The sequence below is a fragment of the Mycobacteriales bacterium genome, assembly GCA_030697205.1.
Taxonomy (GTDB): Bacteria; Actinomycetota; Actinomycetes; order Mycobacteriales; family SCTD01; genus JAUYQP01.
On record JAUYQP010000006.1, the window covers coordinates 125,287 to 142,812 of the forward strand.

Annotated in this window: 19 protein-coding genes; 15 read left to right on the forward strand and 4 right to left on the reverse strand. The window is 73.6% G+C overall.

Annotated elements, in window-relative coordinates; all coding sequences use genetic code 11:
* Positions 1-201: 201 nt before the first annotated feature.
* The 3 genes from Q8R60_01430 (at position 202) to Q8R60_01440 (ending at position 5,378) form a co-directional block, all read left to right on the forward strand.
* Positions 202-522: a WhiB family transcriptional regulator gene (locus tag Q8R60_01430; GenBank protein ID MDP3711130.1), complete on the forward strand. Its 321-nt coding sequence runs from the start codon at positions 202-204 to the stop codon at positions 520-522.
* Between the two features lie 123 nt (positions 523-645).
* On the forward strand, positions 646-3,864 hold the full coding sequence (locus Q8R60_01435) for a glycosyltransferase family 2 protein (GenBank protein ID MDP3711131.1): 3,219 nt from the start codon (positions 646-648) through the stop codon (positions 3,862-3,864).
* The gene (locus Q8R60_01440) at positions 3,861-5,378 is read left to right on the forward strand and encodes a DUF5719 family protein (GenBank protein ID MDP3711132.1); all 1,518 of its coding nucleotides are present in this window, start codon (positions 3,861-3,863) and stop codon (positions 5,376-5,378) included. The genes Q8R60_01435 and Q8R60_01440 overlap by 4 nt, the downstream gene beginning before the upstream one ends.
* On the opposite strand, the gene Q8R60_01445 is transcribed toward Q8R60_01440, so the two are convergent.
* The gene (locus Q8R60_01445; protein MDP3711133.1) at positions 5,375-5,866 is read right to left on the reverse strand and encodes a metallopeptidase family protein; all 492 of its coding nucleotides are present in this window, start codon (positions 5,864-5,866) and stop codon (positions 5,375-5,377) included. The genes Q8R60_01440 and Q8R60_01445 overlap by 4 nt on opposite strands.
* Before the next feature lie 72 nt (positions 5,867-5,938).
* Here Q8R60_01445 and Q8R60_01450 point away from each other — a divergent pair, with 72 nt between their 5' ends.
* From Q8R60_01450 to Q8R60_01470, 5 genes are all read left to right on the forward strand, one after another.
* Positions 5,939-6,295 (forward strand): DUF3499 domain-containing protein, encoded by a 357-nt coding sequence (locus Q8R60_01450; protein MDP3711134.1) that lies wholly within the window; start codon positions 5,939-5,941, stop codon positions 6,293-6,295.
* Positions 6,296-6,420: 125 nt separating this feature from the next.
* Positions 6,421-6,633, forward strand: coding sequence for a hypothetical protein (locus Q8R60_01455; GenBank protein ID MDP3711135.1), 213 nt, complete (start codon positions 6,421-6,423; stop codon positions 6,631-6,633).
* Between the two features lie 19 nt (positions 6,634-6,652).
* On the forward strand, positions 6,653-8,014 hold the full coding sequence (locus Q8R60_01460) for a phosphomannomutase/phosphoglucomutase (GenBank protein ID MDP3711136.1): 1,362 nt from the start codon (positions 6,653-6,655) through the stop codon (positions 8,012-8,014).
* 13 nt (positions 8,015-8,027) lie between these two features.
* Positions 8,028-8,210, forward strand: coding sequence for a Trm112 family protein (locus Q8R60_01465; protein ID MDP3711137.1), 183 nt, complete (start codon positions 8,028-8,030; stop codon positions 8,208-8,210).
* Positions 8,207-9,337, forward strand: a complete 1,131-nt coding sequence (locus Q8R60_01470) for a bifunctional phosphoglucose/phosphomannose isomerase (protein MDP3711138.1) — start codon at positions 8,207-8,209, stop codon at positions 9,335-9,337. Before Q8R60_01465 ends, Q8R60_01470 begins: the two co-directional genes overlap by 4 nt.
* Here the strand turns inward: Q8R60_01470 and Q8R60_01475 are convergent.
* Positions 9,334-10,296, reverse strand: a complete 963-nt coding sequence (locus Q8R60_01475) for a DUF808 domain-containing protein (protein MDP3711139.1) — start codon at positions 10,294-10,296, stop codon at positions 9,334-9,336. The two genes, Q8R60_01470 and Q8R60_01475, sit on opposite strands and share 4 nt — an antisense overlap.
* A gap of 86 nt (positions 10,297-10,382) precedes the next feature.
* On the opposite strand from Q8R60_01475, the gene Q8R60_01480 reads away from it, so the two are divergent.
* The 4 genes from Q8R60_01480 to Q8R60_01495 are packed head-to-tail and all read left to right on the forward strand — an operon-like array spanning position 10,383 to position 12,944.
* On the forward strand, positions 10,383-11,150 hold the full coding sequence (locus tag Q8R60_01480) for an alpha/beta fold hydrolase (GenBank protein MDP3711140.1): 768 nt from the start codon (positions 10,383-10,385) through the stop codon (positions 11,148-11,150).
* Positions 11,151-11,173: 23 nt separating this feature from the next.
* Positions 11,174-11,647, forward strand: a complete 474-nt coding sequence (locus tag Q8R60_01485) for a SigE family RNA polymerase sigma factor (GenBank protein ID MDP3711141.1) — start codon at positions 11,174-11,176, stop codon at positions 11,645-11,647.
* A complete protein-coding gene (locus tag Q8R60_01490; GenBank protein MDP3711142.1) occupies positions 11,644-12,753 on the forward strand; it encodes a hypothetical protein in 1,110 nt (369 codons plus the stop codon). Before Q8R60_01485 ends, Q8R60_01490 begins: the two co-directional genes overlap by 4 nt.
* Positions 12,754-12,785: 32 nt before the next feature.
* The gene (locus Q8R60_01495; GenBank protein ID MDP3711143.1) at positions 12,786-12,944 is read left to right on the forward strand and encodes a hypothetical protein; all 159 of its coding nucleotides are present in this window, start codon (positions 12,786-12,788) and stop codon (positions 12,942-12,944) included.
* A gap of 67 nt (positions 12,945-13,011) precedes the next feature.
* Here Q8R60_01495 and Q8R60_01500 read toward each other — a convergent pair whose 3' ends face one another.
* On the reverse strand, positions 13,012-14,238 hold the full coding sequence (locus tag Q8R60_01500; protein ID MDP3711144.1) for a DegV family protein: 1,227 nt from the start codon (positions 14,236-14,238) through the stop codon (positions 13,012-13,014).
* Positions 14,239-14,266: 28 nt separating this feature from the next.
* On the opposite strand from Q8R60_01500, the gene Q8R60_01505 reads away from it, so the two are divergent.
* From Q8R60_01505 to ahcY, 3 genes are all read left to right on the forward strand, one after another.
* On the forward strand, positions 14,267-15,523 hold the full coding sequence (locus tag Q8R60_01505) for an adenosylhomocysteinase (protein MDP3711145.1): 1,257 nt from the start codon (positions 14,267-14,269) through the stop codon (positions 15,521-15,523).
* 68 nt (positions 15,524-15,591) lie between these two features.
* The gene (locus tag Q8R60_01510; GenBank protein MDP3711146.1) at positions 15,592-15,942 is read left to right on the forward strand and encodes a MerR family transcriptional regulator; all 351 of its coding nucleotides are present in this window, start codon (positions 15,592-15,594) and stop codon (positions 15,940-15,942) included.
* 16 nt (positions 15,943-15,958) lie between these two features.
* Positions 15,959-17,392 carry an adenosylhomocysteinase gene (gene ahcY, locus Q8R60_01515; GenBank protein ID MDP3711147.1) on the forward strand — a complete coding sequence of 478 codons (1,434 nt, stop codon included), beginning with the start codon at positions 15,959-15,961 and terminating at the stop codon, positions 17,390-17,392.
* Between the two features lie 15 nt (positions 17,393-17,407).
* On the opposite strand, the gene Q8R60_01520 is transcribed toward ahcY, so the two are convergent.
* A partial coding sequence (locus Q8R60_01520) for an IS630 family transposase (protein ID MDP3711148.1) occupies positions 17,408-17,526 on the reverse strand: 119 nt, incomplete at its 5' end.

Genomic DNA, 17,526 nt, shown 5'->3' on the forward strand with positions numbered 1-17,526 from the left:
ACCAGACGCGGGCTTGACTCAAGCGCAGGACACGCGTGTAATTCCACGCGTGTCGTTCCCCCTGGTCTCGCGGGACTGCCCCTATGCAGCCACCTGCTCCGCGTCCGCCAGTGGCACTCCCCGCGGTCGACGGGCCTCCCGGTCCGTCCCGCCCGACGTCACGGCCGCACCTGCCGGGATGGAAGCGAGATGAGCGACGCCATGAGCGAGACGCTGAGCACGACCTGGACCGAGAGCGGCGACCGGACGGCCACGAGCCCGCCGGTCTTCCTGTCCCTGGCCCGCAACGAGGACGAGGGGGTGGAGCTCGCCTGGCAAGAGCAGTCGCTGTGCGCGCAGACCGACCCTGAGGCCTTCTTCCCGGAGAAGGGCGGCTCGACCCGCGAGGCCAAGCGCATCTGCGTCGGCTGCGAGGTCAAGTCGGAGTGCCTGGAGTACGCGCTGGCCCACGACGAGCGGTTCGGGATCTGGGGCGGGCTGTCGGAGCGTGAGCGTCGTCGCCTCAAGCGGATGGCCATCTGACCGGCGGCGCTGCCGCCTCCCGTAGTCTCAGGAGCTGCCGGCACCTCCCGGCTCGCCCGCCCGACGACGCGCGGACCGCCCGGCCGGCGTCCCGCGCGTCCCGCCGACCACGGTCACCTCCTCATGCCTCCCCGTAGCAAGGCCCGCCCCGCGTGGTCCCAGCCGACGGCCAATGTCACGGCCGTCCTCGTCGCTCACGACGGCGACGCCTGGCTGCCCGACACCCTGGCCGCGCTCGCCGCCTCGACGCTGCGGCCGGTGCGGGTGGTCGCCGTCGACACCGGCAGCACCGACTCCTCCCTCGCGCTGCTGCGCGCCGCCGAGGGCGACGTCGTCACCGAGGTGCTCGCGCTCGGACCGGACGTCGGCTTCGGCGAGGCCGTCGCCGCCGCGCTGCAGGACGCGCCGACGACCGAGTGGCTGTGGCTGCTCCACGACGACGTCGCCGTCGAGCCCGAGGCCCTCGAGCGACTGCTGGCCCACGCCGCCGACTCGCCGTCGGCCGCGCTGCTCGGCCCCAAGGTCCGCGACTGGCACGACCCACGGGTCCTCGTGGAGGTCGGCATCACCTGCGACCCGGGCGGCCACCGCGAGACGGGGTTGGAACGCCGGGAGTACGACCAGGGGCAGTACGACGACGTCCGAGACGTGCTCGCCGTCGGCACCGCGGGCGCCCTCGTGCGTCGTGCGGTCTACGACCACGTCGGCGGGCTCGACCCGGCCCTCGCGGTCTTCCGCGACGATCTCGACCTCGGCTGGAAGGTCAACGCCGCCGGCAGTCGCGTCGTGGTCGTCCCGCAGGCGAGGGTCCGCCACGTGCGGGCCGCCACCACCGGCCGGCGGGCGCTCGACGCCGAGCGCGGGCGGCCCGGCGGCGTCGACCGCCGCAACGCTCTCTACGTCCTGCTCGCCCACTCCACCGCCCCGCGGATGCTCTACGTCCTGCCCCGGCTCGTGCTGTGGTGCCTGCTGCGGGTCGTCGGCTTCCTGCTCACGCGTCAGGTTCTCGCAGCGCGCGACGAGCTCGCGGCGCTCGGCCACGTGCTCGGCCGACCCGGCCGCCTGCTCGCCGCGCGCCGCGCCCGCGCAGCCACCCGCACCGTCCCGTTGCGCGCGCTGCGCCACCTCTTCGCGTCGCGGACCGGGCGGCTGCGGGCGGCCGCGGCCGAGCTCGGCGACTGGTTGTCCGGCGGGTCGGCCCCGGGGGCGAGCGTCCTCGACGCCATGGGCGACTCCGACGACGTCGCGGAGCTCGCGCCGTCGGGCGGTGGCGCGCTGCGGTCGCTGCTGACCCGGCCACCCGTGCTGCTCGTCCTGGCCCTGGCCGGGCTGGCCCTGCTCGCCGAGCGCAGCGTGCTCGCGCTCAGCGGAGGCGCTCTCGCCGGCGGCCGGCTGCTCCCGGCTCCCGCCGGCGCGAGCGACCTGTGGTCGGCCTACGCCGCGAGCTGGCACCCCACCGCGGTCGGCAGCGAGGCCGCCGCGCCACCGGCCCTGGCGCTGCTGGCGCTGCTCGCGACCGTGCTGCTCGGCAAGGCCTGGCTGGCCGTCGACCTGCTGCTGCTCGCGAGCGTCCCGTTGGCCGGGCTGACGGCCTTCCTGGCCGCTCGTCGCGTGGTGCGCCACCAGGTCCTGCGGCTGTGGGCGGCCGCCACCTGGGCGCTGCTGCCGGTCGCGACCGGCGCTGTCGCCGCGGGCCGGCTCGACGCCGCGGCCCTGCAGGTCGGGCTGCCGCTCGTGGCCCTCGCGGCCGTTCGGGTCGTCCGCGACGACCCCGCCCCGGGTGGCTGGCGGCGCGCCTGGGGCCTCGGCCTCGCGGTCGCGGCCTGCGCGGCTTTCGCCCCCGTCCTCGCCGTCCTCGCGGCCGTCGTCCTGATCGGTGCCGGGCTCATAGGCCTCGTGACGAGCCCGGCCGACGAGGGGGCCGGTGCGCGCCGCCGGGGCCTCGCGGCGCTGATCGCCTCCGGCGTACCCCTGGTCGTGCTCCTGCCCTGGTCCTTCGAGGTCCTGCGCGACCCCGCCCGGCTGCTCCACGGCCCGGGTCGCCTGCTCGCCGGGCCGGTGCCGGAGCCGCTGCAACTGGTCCTCCTCGACCCCGACGGACCCGGCACGCCCGCCACCTGGGTCACGGCGGGGCTCGTCCTCGCGGCCCTCGGGGGCCTGGTCCGGCGCGACCGCCACGGCCTCGCCCTGACGGCGTGGGCGGTCGCCGGTGTCGGTCTGGTGTCCGCGCTGCTGCTCGCCTCCGCCGAACCCGACGGCACCCCTGTCTGGCCCGGCACGTCGCTGCAGGTCGCCGCCGGCGGGCTGCTCGTCGCCGCGCTCGTTGCGGCCGACGGGCTGCGGACCCAGCTCGCCCGGCGCAGCTTCGGCTGGCGCCAGCTGACCGCTGCCGTCGTCGCCGTCACGGCCGCAGCGACCCCGCTGCTGGCCGGCGGCGCCTGGCTCGTCCGTGGCGCCGACGACCCGCTGGCGCGCGGCCTGCGGCCGGTTCTTCCGGCCTTCGCCCAGGCCGAGGTCCGCGACGAGCCCGGCCTGCGCACCCTGGTGCTGCGCCCCGCGGCCGACCGCACCGACTACGAGCTGGTCGCCGGTGTCCGGCTCGACCTCGGCGACGCCGACACCCCGCCCCGCGACGGGCAGCTCGACGCCCTCGACGGGGTCGTCGCCGACCTGCTGTCGCCGAGCGGCAGCGACGCCGCCGAGGCGCTCGCGACCCGCGCGGTCCGCTATGTCGCGCTGCTGCCCGGCCCCGGACGCGACGCCACCGCGCTGGTGCTCGACGCCCAGGCCGGCCTCACCCGCCGCACCACCGGTGAGGTCCTGCTGTGGCAGGTGCTCGCCCCCGCGGCGCGCCTGCAGCTGCTGCAGCCCGCGGCTGCTCAGGCCGCCCGTCGGGGTGACCGCGGCCCGAGCCGCGACCTGCTGCGCACCGACCTCCCGCGCCAGGTCGAGGCCGACCGCGAGGGCGCGCGTGACGTGCTCGGCAGCGGGCCGGAGGGACGGCTGCTCGTGCTGTCCGAGGCCGCCGACGACGACTGGACCGTGACGATCGACGGTCGCGAGCTCGACCGCGTCACCGCCTGGGGCTGGGCGCAGGGCTTCGAGGTGCCGGCCGCCGGCGGCGAGCTGCGGCTGGTCCGCGAGCAGGGCGGCCGCCGCGCCGTGCTCACGCTGCAGATCGCCGTGGTCGTCGTGGTCGCTGTCCTCGCCGCCCCCGGTGCCCGGCGCCGTCGGGGCCTCGAGATCGACGACGAGACCGACGAGACCGACGAGACCGACGAGCCCGACGAGACCGACCGGCCCGTTCCGACCACCCGCCGCACCGAGGGAGACGTCGCATGACCCGCCCGCCGCTCGGACTGGTCGTCGTCCTGGCCCTGCTCGCGGGCGGGACAGCCCTCGGGGGCACCGTCCTCGACGGGGGTGCACGGCCCACGACGTCACAGGCGTCGGTCACGCCGGTTGTCGGCGCGACCGCGGTCTGCCCCGACATCCGCAACCGGGGCCAGCAGGTCGAGACCCGCGTCAGCGTCGGTGCGGCCCCCGCGCCCGACGACGTCGAGGACCTGGCCGGTCAGGTGCTCGGCCAGCCCCTCAACGACCGCAGCGCCCCCGGGGCCCTGCCCGTGCGCGAGCCCGGCCAGGTCGCGATCGGGCTCGCCAGTGAGCTCGACGGCGACGCCTACGTCGTCGACGCCCGCGGCCCCGTCGCCGCGGGGCTCGAGGTCGAGCAGGTCACCCGCGGCGAGAGCGGCGCCGAGCGCGGCTTCGCGGGGCTGCGCTGCGAGGCGCCGCGCACCGAGGCGTGGTTCGTCGGTGGCAGCGCCGCGGTCGCCGAGTCGACCCTGCTGCAGCTGGCCAACCCCGACGCCACCAATGCCTTCGTCGACGTCACCGTCTACACCGCCGAGGGCCCGGTCGACGCCCGGCAGGGCCGCGGCATCCTCGTGCCGGGCCGCAAGCGCGCGCCCATCAAGCTCGACGACCTCGCCCCCGGCAAGGACCTGCTCGCCGTCCACGTCCAGGCCCAGCGCGGCCGCGTCGCCGCAGCCATGCGCCACGTCCGCTGGGACGGCCAGACCCCGCGCGGCGTCGAGTGGGTGCCGCAGTCGCAGCCACCGTCGACCGAGGTCGTCGTACCCGGGCTGCCCTCGCGCGACTCGGCCGGCTTCGGCCGGCGCTTCCTCTACGTCACCAACCCCACCACCGACGACGCCGTCGTGTCGGTGCAGCTGACCAGCGGCGACGGGCAGTTCGTGCCGACCGGGCTCGAGGCGATCGAGGTGCCCGCCGGCCGCACGGTCTCGACCGAGGTCACCGAGCTGATGGCCGAGACCTCAGCGGCGCTGCGGGTCACCAGCGACGGCGCGCCGGTCCTGGCGGCCGGCTTCGTGCTCGACGCGCAGGACCCGACCCAGCCGATCCGCGAGTTCGCCTACGCCGGCTCCGCCCGACCGCTCACCGGTCTCGCGGTCCTCACCGACCTCGTCATCGACCGGCCGACGGAGAGCTCGCTGCTGCTGGCGGCGCTCGACGGCGACGCCTCGGTGGAGGTCTCGCTGGTGCCGATCATCGGGCAGGCCGGCGAGCTGCCCGCCCCGAAGGTCGTCACAGTGCCGGGCGGCCGCACGGTCGCGCTGAGGCTGTCCACGTTCTTCCCGCCCGGTGCCGAGGTGCGCCTGGCCGTGGAGGTGCGGCCGGTCGCCGGCTCCGGTCCGGTCTACGCCACCCGCTACCTGCGCGAGCGCGGCGAGCGCGGGCCGCTCACGACGATCCTGCAGCTGCAGGGCGCCGCGCAGGAGGTCACCCGGCCGGTCGTCGCCCGTGACCCGGGAGCAGCGACCCGCACCGACTAGTGACCTGGCGGGTCGACCTCGTCGGGGTCGCGGCCGAGCAGTCGGGCCACCTGGTCGACGACGACGTCGTGGACGAGGTCGGCGAGGTCGAGCCGGTCGACGGCCCGCGCCTCCAGCGGGCGGCGGTAGACGACGACCCGCGGCGCGGTGCGCTCGCCGCGCTCGTCGACGCCTGCGGGCAGCAGCCGACCGAGCGGCACCGCCCCGCCCGCGGTCTCGTCGGCGACGACGTCGGGCTCCAGCGCCGGGTCGACGCCACCGGGCGGCACCGGCGGCACGTCCTCGACGGCGAACTCCACGCCCTCGAGCTCCGCGGCCCAGCGCTCCTCGAGGTGCTCGACGGCGTCGAGGACGAGGTCGTCGAAGCGCTCCCCGCGGGTCATCGACAGCGGCACCCGCACCTCGCGGCCGGCAACGACCGCGCTGGCCGGCACCAGGACCCCGCGCAGCCCTCGGCCGTGCCTGTCGCGCCGCCTCGGACCGCTCACGGCGGCAAGGGTAGGGCTCGACACGCCCCGCCTGCTGGTCCCGCGCCCCCGGTGCGCCTATCGTCGCTCCTCGTGAGCCCTGTCCGGCGCTGCTCGCGCACCGCGTGCACCGCCCCTGCCGTCGCGACGCTCACCTACGTCTATGCCGACCGCGCGGCCGTCGTCGGCCCGCTCGCCACCCACGCCGAGCCGCACTGCTACGACCTGTGCGAGGCCCACGCCCAGCGCACCACCGCTCCGCGCGGCTGGGAGGTCGTGCGCCATGAGCCGGACCTCTCGGTGCCGCTCGCCCGCTCCGTCGACGACCTCGAGGCGCTCGCCGACGCCGTCCGAGAGGCCGCCCGGCCCGCCCGCGGCCGACCCGACCAGCCGCAGGACGTCGGCACCGGTCGCCGTGGCCACCTGCGGGCGCTCCCGACCCCGGGCTGAATGTCCGTTTTGCCCCGGACACGCCGTGTCCTCAAGGGATCTGGCCGCTAGGCCGAACAGGTGAGTGTCAGGCCGCGAGGTAGCACCCGAGCGGGCCTTCATCCCCTTCCCTGGAGCCGATCCCCATGTCGCTGGTCACCGCCCCGAAGTCCTCGCTCGCCACCTGCACGACCTGCGCGAGCACCCGCGTCACCGAGATCACGATGACGCTCACCGACGGCTCGCTCGTCGACTTCGTGTCGTGCCACGCCTGCGAGAACAAGACCTGGACCCAGTCCGGCCAGGCCCTCGACGTCAGCACCGTCCTGCGCAAGGCCACGAAGGTCAAGGCTGCCTGACCCTGGGTAGGGTCGCGGCGTGACCTCACGCGACCTGTCCACGATCATCAAGGCGTACGACGTCCGCGGCACGGTGCCCGACCAGCTCGACGACGACATCGCCCGGGCCCTCGGAGCGGCGTTCGCGCTGTTCACCGGGGCGAGCACGATCGTCACCGCCCGCGACATGCGCGAGACCGGGGTCTCCCTCGGTGCGGCCTTCGCGGAGGGCGCGACCTCGCAGGGCGCCAGCGTCATCGACGCCGGGCTCGGCTCGACCGACCTGCTCTACTACGCCGCCGGCACCCTCGACGTGCCGGGCGCGATGTTCACCGCCAGCCACAACCCGGCGAAGTACAACGGCATCAAGCTCTGCCTCGCCGGCGCCGCCCCCGTCGGGCAGGACACCGGCCTGCGCCAGCTGCGCGAGGACGCCGAGCGCTTCCTCGCTGAGGGCCTCCCTGCGCCGGTCGCCACCCCCGGCACCGTCGAGCAGCGCAGCCTGCTCGAGGACTACGCCGCCTACGTCAAGGGCCTCGTGCCCGGGATCGACGCGATCCGCCCGCTGAAGGTCGTCGTCGATGCGGGCAACGGCATGGGCGGCCTGACCGTGCCCGTCACCTTCGCGGGGCTGCCGCTGGACGTCACCGAGCTCTACTTCGAGCTCGACGGCAGCTTCCCCAACCACGAGGCCAACCCGATCGACCCGGAGAACCTGCGCGACCTGCAGAAGGCCGTGCTGGCCGAGGGCGCCGACCTCGGGCTCGCCTTCGACGGCGACGCCGACCGCTGCTTCGTCGTGGACGAGCGCGGCGCGATCGTCAGCCCCTCGACGCTGACTGCGCTGATCGCCGAGCGTGAGCTGGCCCGCGTCCCCGGCTCGACGGTGATCCACAACCTCATCACCTCCCGCTCGGTCCCCGAGGTCGTGACCGAGAACGGCGGCACCCCGGTCCGCACCCGCGTCGGTCACTCCTTCATCAAGGCCGAGATGGCCCGCACGGGCGCAGTCTTCGGCGGCGAGCACAGCGGCCACTTCTACTTCCGGGAGTTCTGGAACGCCGACTCCGGCATGCTCGCCGCGCTGCACGCCCTCGCCGCCCTCGGCGGCCAGGACGGCCCGCTGTCGGCGCTGCTGACGTCGTACGACCGCTATGCCGCGAGCGGCGAGATCAACTCGACCGTCACCGACCAGCAGGCGATGGTCGCCGAGATCACGGCCCGCTACGCCGACCTCGAGCTCGACGAGCTCGACGGCCTGACCGTGGCGAGCCTGGACGGCTGGTGGTTCAACGTCCGCGCCTCCAACACCGAGCCGCTGCTGCGCCTCAACGTCGAGGCTCCCGACGAGCCCACGATGGCCACGGTCCGCGACGAGGTCCTCGCCCTCATCCGCGCCTGACTAGGCTGACGGTATGAAGCTGGACGCAAAGCTGCTCGAGATCCTCGCCTGCCCCGACTGCAAGGCGCCGCTGCGCGCCGACGAGTCGGCCAACAACGGGGAGGGCGAGCTGGTCTGCACCGGGTGCGGCCTGGCCTACCCCGTGCGCGACGACATCCCGGTCCTGCTGGTGGACGAGGCCCGCAAGCCCTCGTGACGCCCGACCTCGACGACGCCGCGGCGCTCGAGGCTGCCGACCCCGGCGCGATGCTGCGGGCCATCGCCTCCAGCGCCGCGCAGGTCCGCGAGGCCGTGACGCTGTCGGCGGAGGCGGGTCTGGTCGCGCTCGCCGGTGAGGACCGGCCGCGCTCGATCGTCGTCTGCGGCATGGGTGGCTCCGGCATCGCCGGCGACGTCCTCGCCGCCGTGCTCGGTGCCAAGGCTCCCGTCCCCGTGCTCACCCACCGCGGCTACGGCCTGCCGACCTGGGTCGGTGCGGCCGACCTCGTCATCGCGGTGTCGTGCTCGGGGTCGACCGAGGAGACGCTGTCGGCGCTGGAGGAGGCGGTCCGGCGCGGCTGCCGGCTGCTCGTCGTCGCCGGTGCCGGGAGCCCCGCGGAGGACCTCGCGTCCCGCGGTCGGGCGCTGTTCGTCCCCGTCCCGCAGGGCCGCCAGCCGCGCGCGTCGGTGTGGGCGCTGTCCACGCCGCTCGTCATCGCCGCCGACCACCTCGGTCTGGTGCAGGCCCCTGCCGGGGTCGTCGAGGAGACCGCGGTCTGCCTCGAGGGCGTCGCGACGCGCTGCCGCATCGACGCCGACACGGTCGTCAACCCGGCCAAGACCCTCGCCACCGAGCTGCTCGACACGGTCCCGGTGCTCTGGGGGACCAGCCCGCTCGCGGGCGTCGCGGCGTACCGCTTCGCCTGCCAGCTCAACGAGAACGCCAAGGTCCCCGCCACCTGGGGCGTCCTCCCCGAGGCCAACCACAACCAGGTCGTCGGCTTCGACGGCCCCTTCGCGGGGCGTGGCTCCGCCGACCTCTTCCACGACCCCTACGACGACGACGACCCCACCCCGTCGACGACCCGCATCCGGCTGGTGCTGCTGCGCGACGCCGAGGAGCACCCGCAGGTGGCCCGTCGCGCGGACGTCTCGACCGAGCTCGCCGAGGAGCGCCACGTCGGCGTCACCGCCCTGCGCGCGGCGGGGGAGACGAGCTTCGAGCGGATCGCCTGGCTGATCGGCACGACCGACTACGCCTCGGCCTACCTCGCGCTGCTGCAGGGCACCGACCCGACGCCGGTCGACGCCATCACGGCCCTGAAGGACCGCATCCGGCGCTAGTGCTCGGCGGCTGCGTCTGTGCCCGTGCCCTTGCGCCGGTGCAGCGTGAAGGTCAGGACCACGACGGTGAGCGCCCCCACGAGCAGGCCGAGGACGGCGCTCGCGACGGTGTTGACCAGCCAGCCGACGACGCCGCCGACCGCGCCGGTTGCGTCCCTCGCGGCCTCCTCGACGTCGTGCACGGCGTCGTAGAGCAGGTCGAACCCGAGGTCGTGCATGCCGACGAGCAGGATGTGGCCGCCGACCCAGAGCATCGCGGCGGTGCCGACGACGGTGAGGCCGGTGAGGAGCTTGGGCATCGCCTGCACCAGGCCGCGGCCGAGCTTCGCGGCCCGCTGCCCGGGGCGCTCGGCGAGGCTCAGGCCGACGTCGTCCATCTTCACGATGAGGCCGACGACGCCGTAGACGAGGACCGTGATCGCGAAGGCGACGAGCAGCAGGATCGCGGCGCGGGCCGCGAAGGCCTCGTCGGCGACCTCGTTCAGCGAGATGACCATGATCTCGGCCGACAGGATGAAGTCGGTGCGGATCGCGCCGCGCACGACCGTGTCCTCGTCGATCAGCTTCTCGGGCTCGGCGGCGCCGGTCGCGTGGTCGTCGCTCGCGTGCAGCCGGTGCCAGACCTTCTCGGCGCCCTCGTAGCAGAGGTAGGTGCCACCGGCCATGAGCAGCGGCGTGAGCAGGCCGGGCAGGAACTCGCTGAGCAGCAGGATCGCCGGACCGATGATCAGCAGCTTGTTGCGCAGCGACCCGATCGCGATCTTGCGGATGATGGGCAGCTCGCGCTCGGCGGCGAGGCCGTGGACGTACTGCGGGGTGACCGCGGTGTCGTCGACGACCACACCGGCCGCCTTGACGCTGGCCCGGCCGGCCGCGAGCGCGATGTCGTCGACGGACGCGGCGGCGGCCCGCGCGAGCACGGCCACGTCGTCGAGCAGCGCTACCAGTCCACCAGCCACCGTGCGGGTCCTTCCGTCGTCCGGCCACCATCTTCCCCTGCCCGGTGCCAGACTGCGACGGTGCCCCTGACGATGCCGCTCCACGCGTGAGGGCAGCAGTCCCGGGCGCCGACCTCTACTACGAGGTCGCCGGCGACGGCCCGCCGCTGCTGTCGGTGTCCGGCTCCGGGTCCGCGCTGCGCTTCGGGATCGGGCCGGCGACGTCGCCGTTGCGCAAGGACCTCACTGTTGTCGGCTACGACCACCGTGGCGTCGGTGAATCCGTCGACCTGTCGTCCGAGCCGCCGACGATGGACGTCTTCGCCCGCGACGCCCTCGCACTGGCCGACCGCCTCGGCTGGGACCGCTTCGCCCTGCACGGACTGTCCTTCGGCGGCATGGTTGCCCAACACGTCGCGGCCCTGGCTCCCGACCGCGTGACGGCCCTGTCGCTCGCCTGCACGAGCGCCGGCGGTGCGGGCGGTGCGTCGTACCCCCTGCACGAGATCGGGAGTCCCTTCGCCGAGCGGATGACCGAGCTCATCGACACCCGCACCGCAGAGGACGCCGAGCTGCGCGAGTTCTTCCTCGCGTTCCTCTCAGCCGGCGACCCCGCGGCGCTGGGGGAGGGCTACCAGCGGCAGATGGCCGCACGCAAGGAGCACGACGCGTGGGACCGCCTGCCGCTCATCACCGCGCCCACGCTCGTGGGATCGGGGAGGTACGACGCGATCGCGCCGCCGGCCAACGGCGCCGCCCTCGCGGGCCGCATCCCCGGTGCAGAGCACCGCGTCTACGAGGGTGGGCACGCCTACCTCTTCCAGGACCCGGCCGCTGCGTCGGACCTCCGCGACTTCCTCCTGGAACCTCGTTGACCGTCCAGGCCCACTGCTAGTCCGTGGAGGGATTCGACGAGTGGGTGGCGGCGACGGCGCCGCGCCTGCACCGCACGGCGTACCTGCTGGTCGGTGACTGGGCGCTGGCCCAGGACCTGGTCCAGCACGCGTGCGCGTCGACGTGGAGCCGCTGGTCCTCGGTGGAGTCGCCGGAGGCCTACGCCCGCTCGGTGATGGCCCGCACCGCCTCTGCTTGGTGGCGGCGCACGTGGCGCGGCGAGGTGCCGACCGACGTCCTTCCCGAGTCGGTCGACGACCCGTGGAGCGACGTCGACTCCCGCGACGCGGTCGCGCGGGCCCTGCGCTCGCTGCCTTCCAAGCAGCGGGCCGTGGTCGTCCTGCGCTTCTTCGACGACCTGTCCGAAGCCGACACCGCCGCCGCCCTGGGCTGGCCGGTCGGCACCGTGAAGAGCACGACGTCGCGCGCGCTCGCCGCCCTGCGCGCCACCGACCTCTCCGAGGAGCCACGACGATGAGCTCGCTGCCCGACGACCTCGACGCCCTCTCGGCCGGAGCCCCGCCGGTCGCTGATTGGCCCGGCCTCGTGCGCGCGACCGTGCGCGCCCGCCGTCGCCGCCGCTCGCTCGTGTCCGCTGCGGCGGCGCTGTCGCTCGTCGCCGTCTCCGGCATCGGCGTCGTCTACGCCGCGGGTGACGGCCGGGAGCCCTCGACCCTCGTCGCTGCGACCCCCGGTCCGTCGCCGTCGCCGACGGTGTCATCGGCCTGCGGCGGCGCGCTGGTCGCGCCGACCTTGCCGGTGCCCGAGTCCGACGGCGACGAGGTCAACGACGTGACCGTCGCGGTCGCCGTCAGCTGCACCACGGTCCGTGTCGGCGAGCCGTTCCGCCTGCTCGCGACCGCCGTCGGCGACCTCGCTCCTCCGATGCTGTTCCCGACCATCGGTGGCCGCTACCTCGGCTCGATCGCCAGCTGTCCCGGCGGACCCCGCCCGACTGACTTCCCCGACTCGCCAGGGCAGGACACCGGCAGTTACGACCACGTCTACGGCATGTCAGGCTTCGACACGATCACGGTCGAGGCCAAGGTGCTGTGCGGTTCACCGCCGGGATCGGCGTCCGAGTCGATCCGCATCACGATCTTGCCGGCGCTCAACCCAGTGACAGCGACACCGACGGCTTCATCAACCCGTGCGACCGAACCGACAGCGATGCCGGACGCCACCCCGACGACCGCCCCGCCGGAGCCGACGTACCCGCCGGCCCGCAACGTCGTATCCATCGACATCACCGTCTCGCCGGCACGCCCGCGGGTCGGCGAGGAGATCACGGTGACGGTCGTCGCCCGCGGTGACAAGGGCGGCGTGCGTTTCGCCCTGATCAGCTTCGCCGGGGGCAAGAAGGGCTTTCAGGGCACAGACTTCTCGTGCCCTCCGGGCGAGCCGGTGCCTCCGAAGCCGGTCGAGGTGCGAGAGACGTTCACCCACGTCTACGAGGAGCCCGGCGACGATGCCATCCTCATCGAGGTCGACTCGGGTTGCGGCTACTACCAGGGCTCCGGCACCAAGCGTGGCGTCATCACGGTCGACCCGGCCGAGGGTGCGACCCCGTCACCCACTCCTTGACAGCGCCCTCGAGTCGGATCAGCGTTGCCGGAATGGCCACTCCCTACGACGTCCCTGGCCGGGACGACATCGAGGCGCGCGTCGCAAGCATCCTGGCGCACGGACGGGTGATCGCTGCCTCGCTACCTGAGGAGCTTCGGCACGGCGATCCCACGGACCACCTCTACGACGAACGGGGCCTGCCCGCGTAGCAGTCGCTCCGACTCGGTAGACGATGTCGTGCACGTCGTCGACCGTGCGCGTTCGCCAGCCGTCAGCTCAGAGCTGCTTGAGGGTCATCCGCGGGCGCATGACGGTGGTCTGCTGACCGTCGCCCTCGAGGGTGAAGACGACCTCGCAGTCGAACGACGCCGACCCGCGCTCGGCGAAGCGTTCGCGCACCGACTCCTCGGAGTCGACCAGCGTCGCGGTCGCGAGCACCGGGCCGGTGACGAGCGCGCCGAACTCGATGCTGCTGCTCTTGATGAACGGCACCCCGCCCGCCTGAGCGAGGTCACCGAAGCGCTTGAGCAGCAAGGCGAACGCCGCCAGCTCGCCGAGGCCGAACAGCGCCGCGGCGTGCGGGCCGCCGAGGTGGTTGTGCAGTGCCGGTCCGGCGTCGAGGCGCAGGACGGCGCGCTCCGCGGTCGCCGAGACCACGGTCGGGCCGAGGGTCCGCACGAAGCCCTCGTTGTCGGCGAAGATCGCCGCCACGTCGATGTCGCTCGTCATGCCGCTCCTGTGAGGTAGTTGGCTCCGAAGGTGCCGGGGCCGGTGTGGGCCCCGACGACCGGTCCGATGATGTAGCGGTCGACCCCGAGCACCCCGGGCTTGCCGACCAGGGCGTCGGCGAGCGCGTCGGCCGCGACTGCGACGTCGCCGTGGCCGACGGTGACGTAGGACGGGTGGACCGCCGTGGACGGCCTGCATCGCCACCGACTCGCGCACCGACCCGGCCGACCCGCCGACCGACACCGTCGAGCCATGCAGGGTCATGACCGGGACGCCCCCGGGGACGTCCTCGCGGAAGCGGCCGCCGGCCCGCAGCAGGTCCGGCGAGGTCGACGACCAGGTCGAGCGCACCCGACCCACGAGCGAGCGCGCGAGCACCACCGACTCGTCGTGCGGCAGACCCGCCCGTGCGACCGTCGCCACGACCAGCGCGAGACCCCCGCTCATGGTCGCCGTGTCGACCACGTCGACGCGGGTCGACGACATCTGCGCCGCGAGCGTCGCGGACTCGAAGGTGCCCGACAGGCGCGCGCTGCAGATGAGGCACAGCACCGGCTCGTCGGCCGCGTTGAAGACCTCGAGGAAGTCACCGGGCGACGGCTGCGACGTCGTCGGCACCGGCCCGCCCGGGACGAGCCGTTCGTAGAAGCGCGCCGGCTCGACCGAGCCCTCGACGAAGGACCAGTCGCCGAGCGTCACGTGCAGCGGGACGACCACGACGTCGAGCTCGGCAGCGAGGGTCCCGAGGTAGGCCGTCGAGTCGGTCACGAGCACGAGAGGCACCGTAGGGCACGATCGCCGGGTGCCAGCAGCCCTGCCCGCTCACGACGTCACCGACCTCGCGCTCGCCGAGGCAGGTCGTCGCAGGACGGAGTACGCCGAAGCGGCCATGCCGGTGCTCGGTCTCATCCGCGAGCGCTTCGCCGCGGAGCAGCCGCTCGCGGGCCAGGTCGTCGCGGCCTGCATGCACGTCACGACGGAGACCGCGGCGCTCGCCCGGACCCTGGTGGCTGGGGGAGCGGAGCTGCACCTCGCAGCGAGCAACCCGCTGTCGACCCAGGACGACGTCGCGGCGGCGCTCGTTGCCGACGGCGTCGGGGTGCACGCGCGCCACGGGGTGGACCGCGCCGGCTACGCCGCGCACCTGTCTGCGGTCGTCGCCGCCGGACCGACCCTCGTCCTCGACGACGGCTGCGACCTGCTCTCGGTCCTGCACGGGCGGCCGTCGCTCATACGCAAGGTCCGGGCCGGCTGCGAGCAGACCTCGACCGGTGTCCTGCGGCTGCGGCAGATGGCGGCCGACGGCGCGCTCAAGGTCCCGGTCGTCGCGGTCAACGACACTCCGGCCCAGCTGCTCGTCGCCAACCGCCACGGCACCGGGCAGTCCGCCCTGGACGCCGTCATCCGCTCGACCGGCGTGCTGCTCGCAGGGTCGACCGTGGTCGTCGCCGGCTACGGCTGGTGCGGCTCCGGCATCGCCACCCGCGCCCGGGGGCTCGGCGCGCAGGTCGTCGTCACCGAGGTGGACCCCTCGCGGGCGCTCGCCGCCCTCCTCGACGGCCACCGCGTCCTGCCGATGGCGCAGGCGCTGCCGCTCGCCGACGTCGTCATCACCTCCACCGGCAACCGCGACGTCGTCGGAGCCGACCACGTCGGCCTGCTGCGCGACGGGGTCGTGCTCGCCAACGCCGGCCACTTCGACGTCGAGGTCGACGTCGCCGCGCTGGCCGCGGCGGCCGTGGAGGTGCACCGGCGGGTGCGACCGCAGGTCGACGCCTACCTGCTGCCCGACGGCCGCCGGGTCCTGCTGCTTGCCGAAGGGCGCCTGGCCAACCTCGCCGCTGCCGAGGGCCACCCCGCCTCGGTCATGGATGTGTCGTTCGCCGTCCAGGCGCTGACCCTCGAGTGGCTGGTGACCCAGAAGCTGAAGGCCGGTGTCCACGAGGTCCCACTCTCCATCGATGACGCCGTCGCCCGTACCAAGCTCACCGCGGCCGGCGTCGAGCTCGACATCCTCACCGCTGGGCAGCAGCGCTACCTCTCGTCCTGGAGACCCTGACGCGATCGTGTTAAGGTTTGGCAGTTCGAGGTGACAACCCTGACACGGTCGCGGTAGCCTTCTCCTCGATGGCCACCCTCACGATCCACGAGGCGGCGACCACCACCGGGTGGTCACCGCGGATGCTGCGCTATGTCGAGCAGCTCGGTCTCGTGGAGCCGCAGCGGTCGGCGTCGGGCTACCGGCTCTACGGCCCGGCGCAGCTGCAGCGGTTGCGGACCCTGCGCGAGCTCCTTTCCACCCACGGGCTCGAGCTCGGTGACGTCGGTGTCGCGCTGCGACTGCGGCGCGAGCCGGAGGTGGCCGCGGCCCTCGACGGGTGGTTCGACAGCACGCCCCACAAGCCCGACGACCTGCCCGGTGACGACGACTGGCTGGCCTTCGAGCAGAGCAAGCACCAGCACCTCCTCAACCTCTAGTCAGGAGACCCACCCCATGGCCGACTTCAAGGTCGCCGACCTGTCCCTCGCCGACTTCGGTCGCAAGGAGATCCGCCTCGCCGAGCACGAGATGCCCGGCCTGATGGCGATGCGCAAGGAGTTCGGCGCGAGCAAGCCGCTCGCGGGCGCCCGCATCACCGGCTCGCTGCACATGACGATCCAGACCGCCGTCCTCATCGAGACCCTCGTCGAGCTCGGCGCCGAGGTCCGCTGGGTCTCCTGCAACATCTTCTCGACCCAGGACCACGCGGCCGCCGCGGTCGCGGTCGGCCCGCACGGCACCGTCGAGGCGCCTGCCGGCGTACCCGTCTTCGCTTGGAAGGGCGAGACGCTCCCCGAGTACTGGTGGTGTACGGAGCAGGTCGTGTCCTGGCCCGACGGCGGTGGCCCCAACATGATCCTCGACGACGGCGGCGACGTGACGCTGCTCGTCCACAAGGGCGTGCAGTTCGAGGCCGCCGGTGTCGTCCCGAGCGCCGACCCGACGGACTCCGAGGAGTACGTCGTCATCCTCGACACGCTGCGTCGCTCGCTCGCCGAGGACCCGCAGCGCTTCACCAAGATCGCGGCCGGCATCAAGGGCGTGACCGAGGAGACCACCACGGGCGTCATGCGCCTCTACGAGTTCTTCAAGGCCGGCACGCTGCTCTTCCCGGCCATCAACGTCAACGACTCCGTGACGAAGTCGAAGTTCGACAACCTCTACGGCTGCCGCCACTCCCTCGTCGACGGCATCAACCGCGCGACCGACGTCATGCTCGCCGGCAAGACCGCCGTCGTCTGCGGCTTCGGCGACGTCGGCAAGGGCTCGGCCGAGTCGCTGCGCGCCCAGGGCGCCCGCGTCGTCGTCACCGAGATCGACCCGATCTGCGCGCTGCAGGCCGCGATGCAGGGCTACCAGGTCGTCCGCCTCGAGGACGTGGTCTCCACCGCCGACGTGTTCATCACCACGACCGGCAACAAGGACATCATCATGGCCGAGGACATGGCCAAGATGAAGCACCAGGCGATCGTCGGCAACATCGGCCACTTCGACAACGAGATCGACATCGCGGGTCTCGCGAAGGTCCCCGGCATCGAGCGCATCAACATCAAGCCGCAGGTCGACGAGTGGCGCTTCGCCGACGGCCACTCGATCATCATGCTGAGCGAGGGCCGCCTGCTGAACCTCGGCAACGCGACCGGCCACCCGTCGTTCGTCATGAGCGCGTCGTTCACCAACCAGGTGCTCGCGCAGATCGAGCTCTTCACCAAGCTCGACGAGTACCCGCTGGGCGTCTACGTGCTGCCGAAGCACCTCGACGAGAAGGTCGCGCGCCTGCACCTCGACTCGCTGCAGATCCGCCTCACCGAGCTCCGCAAGGACCAGGCGGAGTACATCGGCGTCGACGTCAACGGCCCCTACAAGTCGGACCACTACCGCTACTAGTGGTCCGTCTCTTGATTAGCTGACTACTTGTTGGAGGGTGTCGCGGGCGCGCGCGATCTTGGCGAGAATGGACTCTGCGGTGGCAGTCCAGACGTAGGGCGTCGGGTCGTCATTGGTGGCCTCGAGGAACTCCT

Excerpts from the sequence above, each read along its gene's own strand:
- Q8R60_01430 (MDP3711130.1), top strand. The coding sequence starts at position 202 with ATGAGCGAGACGCTGAGCACGACCTGGACCGAGAGCGGCGACCGGACG.
- Q8R60_01435 (MDP3711131.1), top strand. The coding sequence starts at position 646 with ATGCCTCCCCGTAGCAAGGCCCGCCCCGCGTGGTCCCAGCCGACGGCC.
- Q8R60_01440 (MDP3711132.1), top strand. The coding sequence starts at position 3,861 with ATGACCCGCCCGCCGCTCGGACTGGTCGTCGTCCTGGCCCTGCTCGCG.
- Q8R60_01455 (MDP3711135.1), top strand. The coding sequence starts at position 6,421 with ATGTCGCTGGTCACCGCCCCGAAGTCCTCGCTCGCCACCTGCACGACC.
- Q8R60_01465 (MDP3711137.1), top strand. The coding sequence starts at position 8,028 with ATGAAGCTGGACGCAAAGCTGCTCGAGATCCTCGCCTGCCCCGACTGC.
- Q8R60_01490 (MDP3711142.1), top strand. The coding sequence starts at position 11,644 with ATGAGCTCGCTGCCCGACGACCTCGACGCCCTCTCGGCCGGAGCCCCG.
- Q8R60_01495 (MDP3711143.1), top strand. The coding sequence starts at position 12,786 with ATGGCCACTCCCTACGACGTCCCTGGCCGGGACGACATCGAGGCGCGC.
- Q8R60_01510 (MDP3711146.1), top strand. The coding sequence starts at position 15,592 with ATGGCCACCCTCACGATCCACGAGGCGGCGACCACCACCGGGTGGTCA.
- ahcY (MDP3711147.1), top strand. The coding sequence starts at position 15,959 with ATGGCCGACTTCAAGGTCGCCGACCTGTCCCTCGCCGACTTCGGTCGC.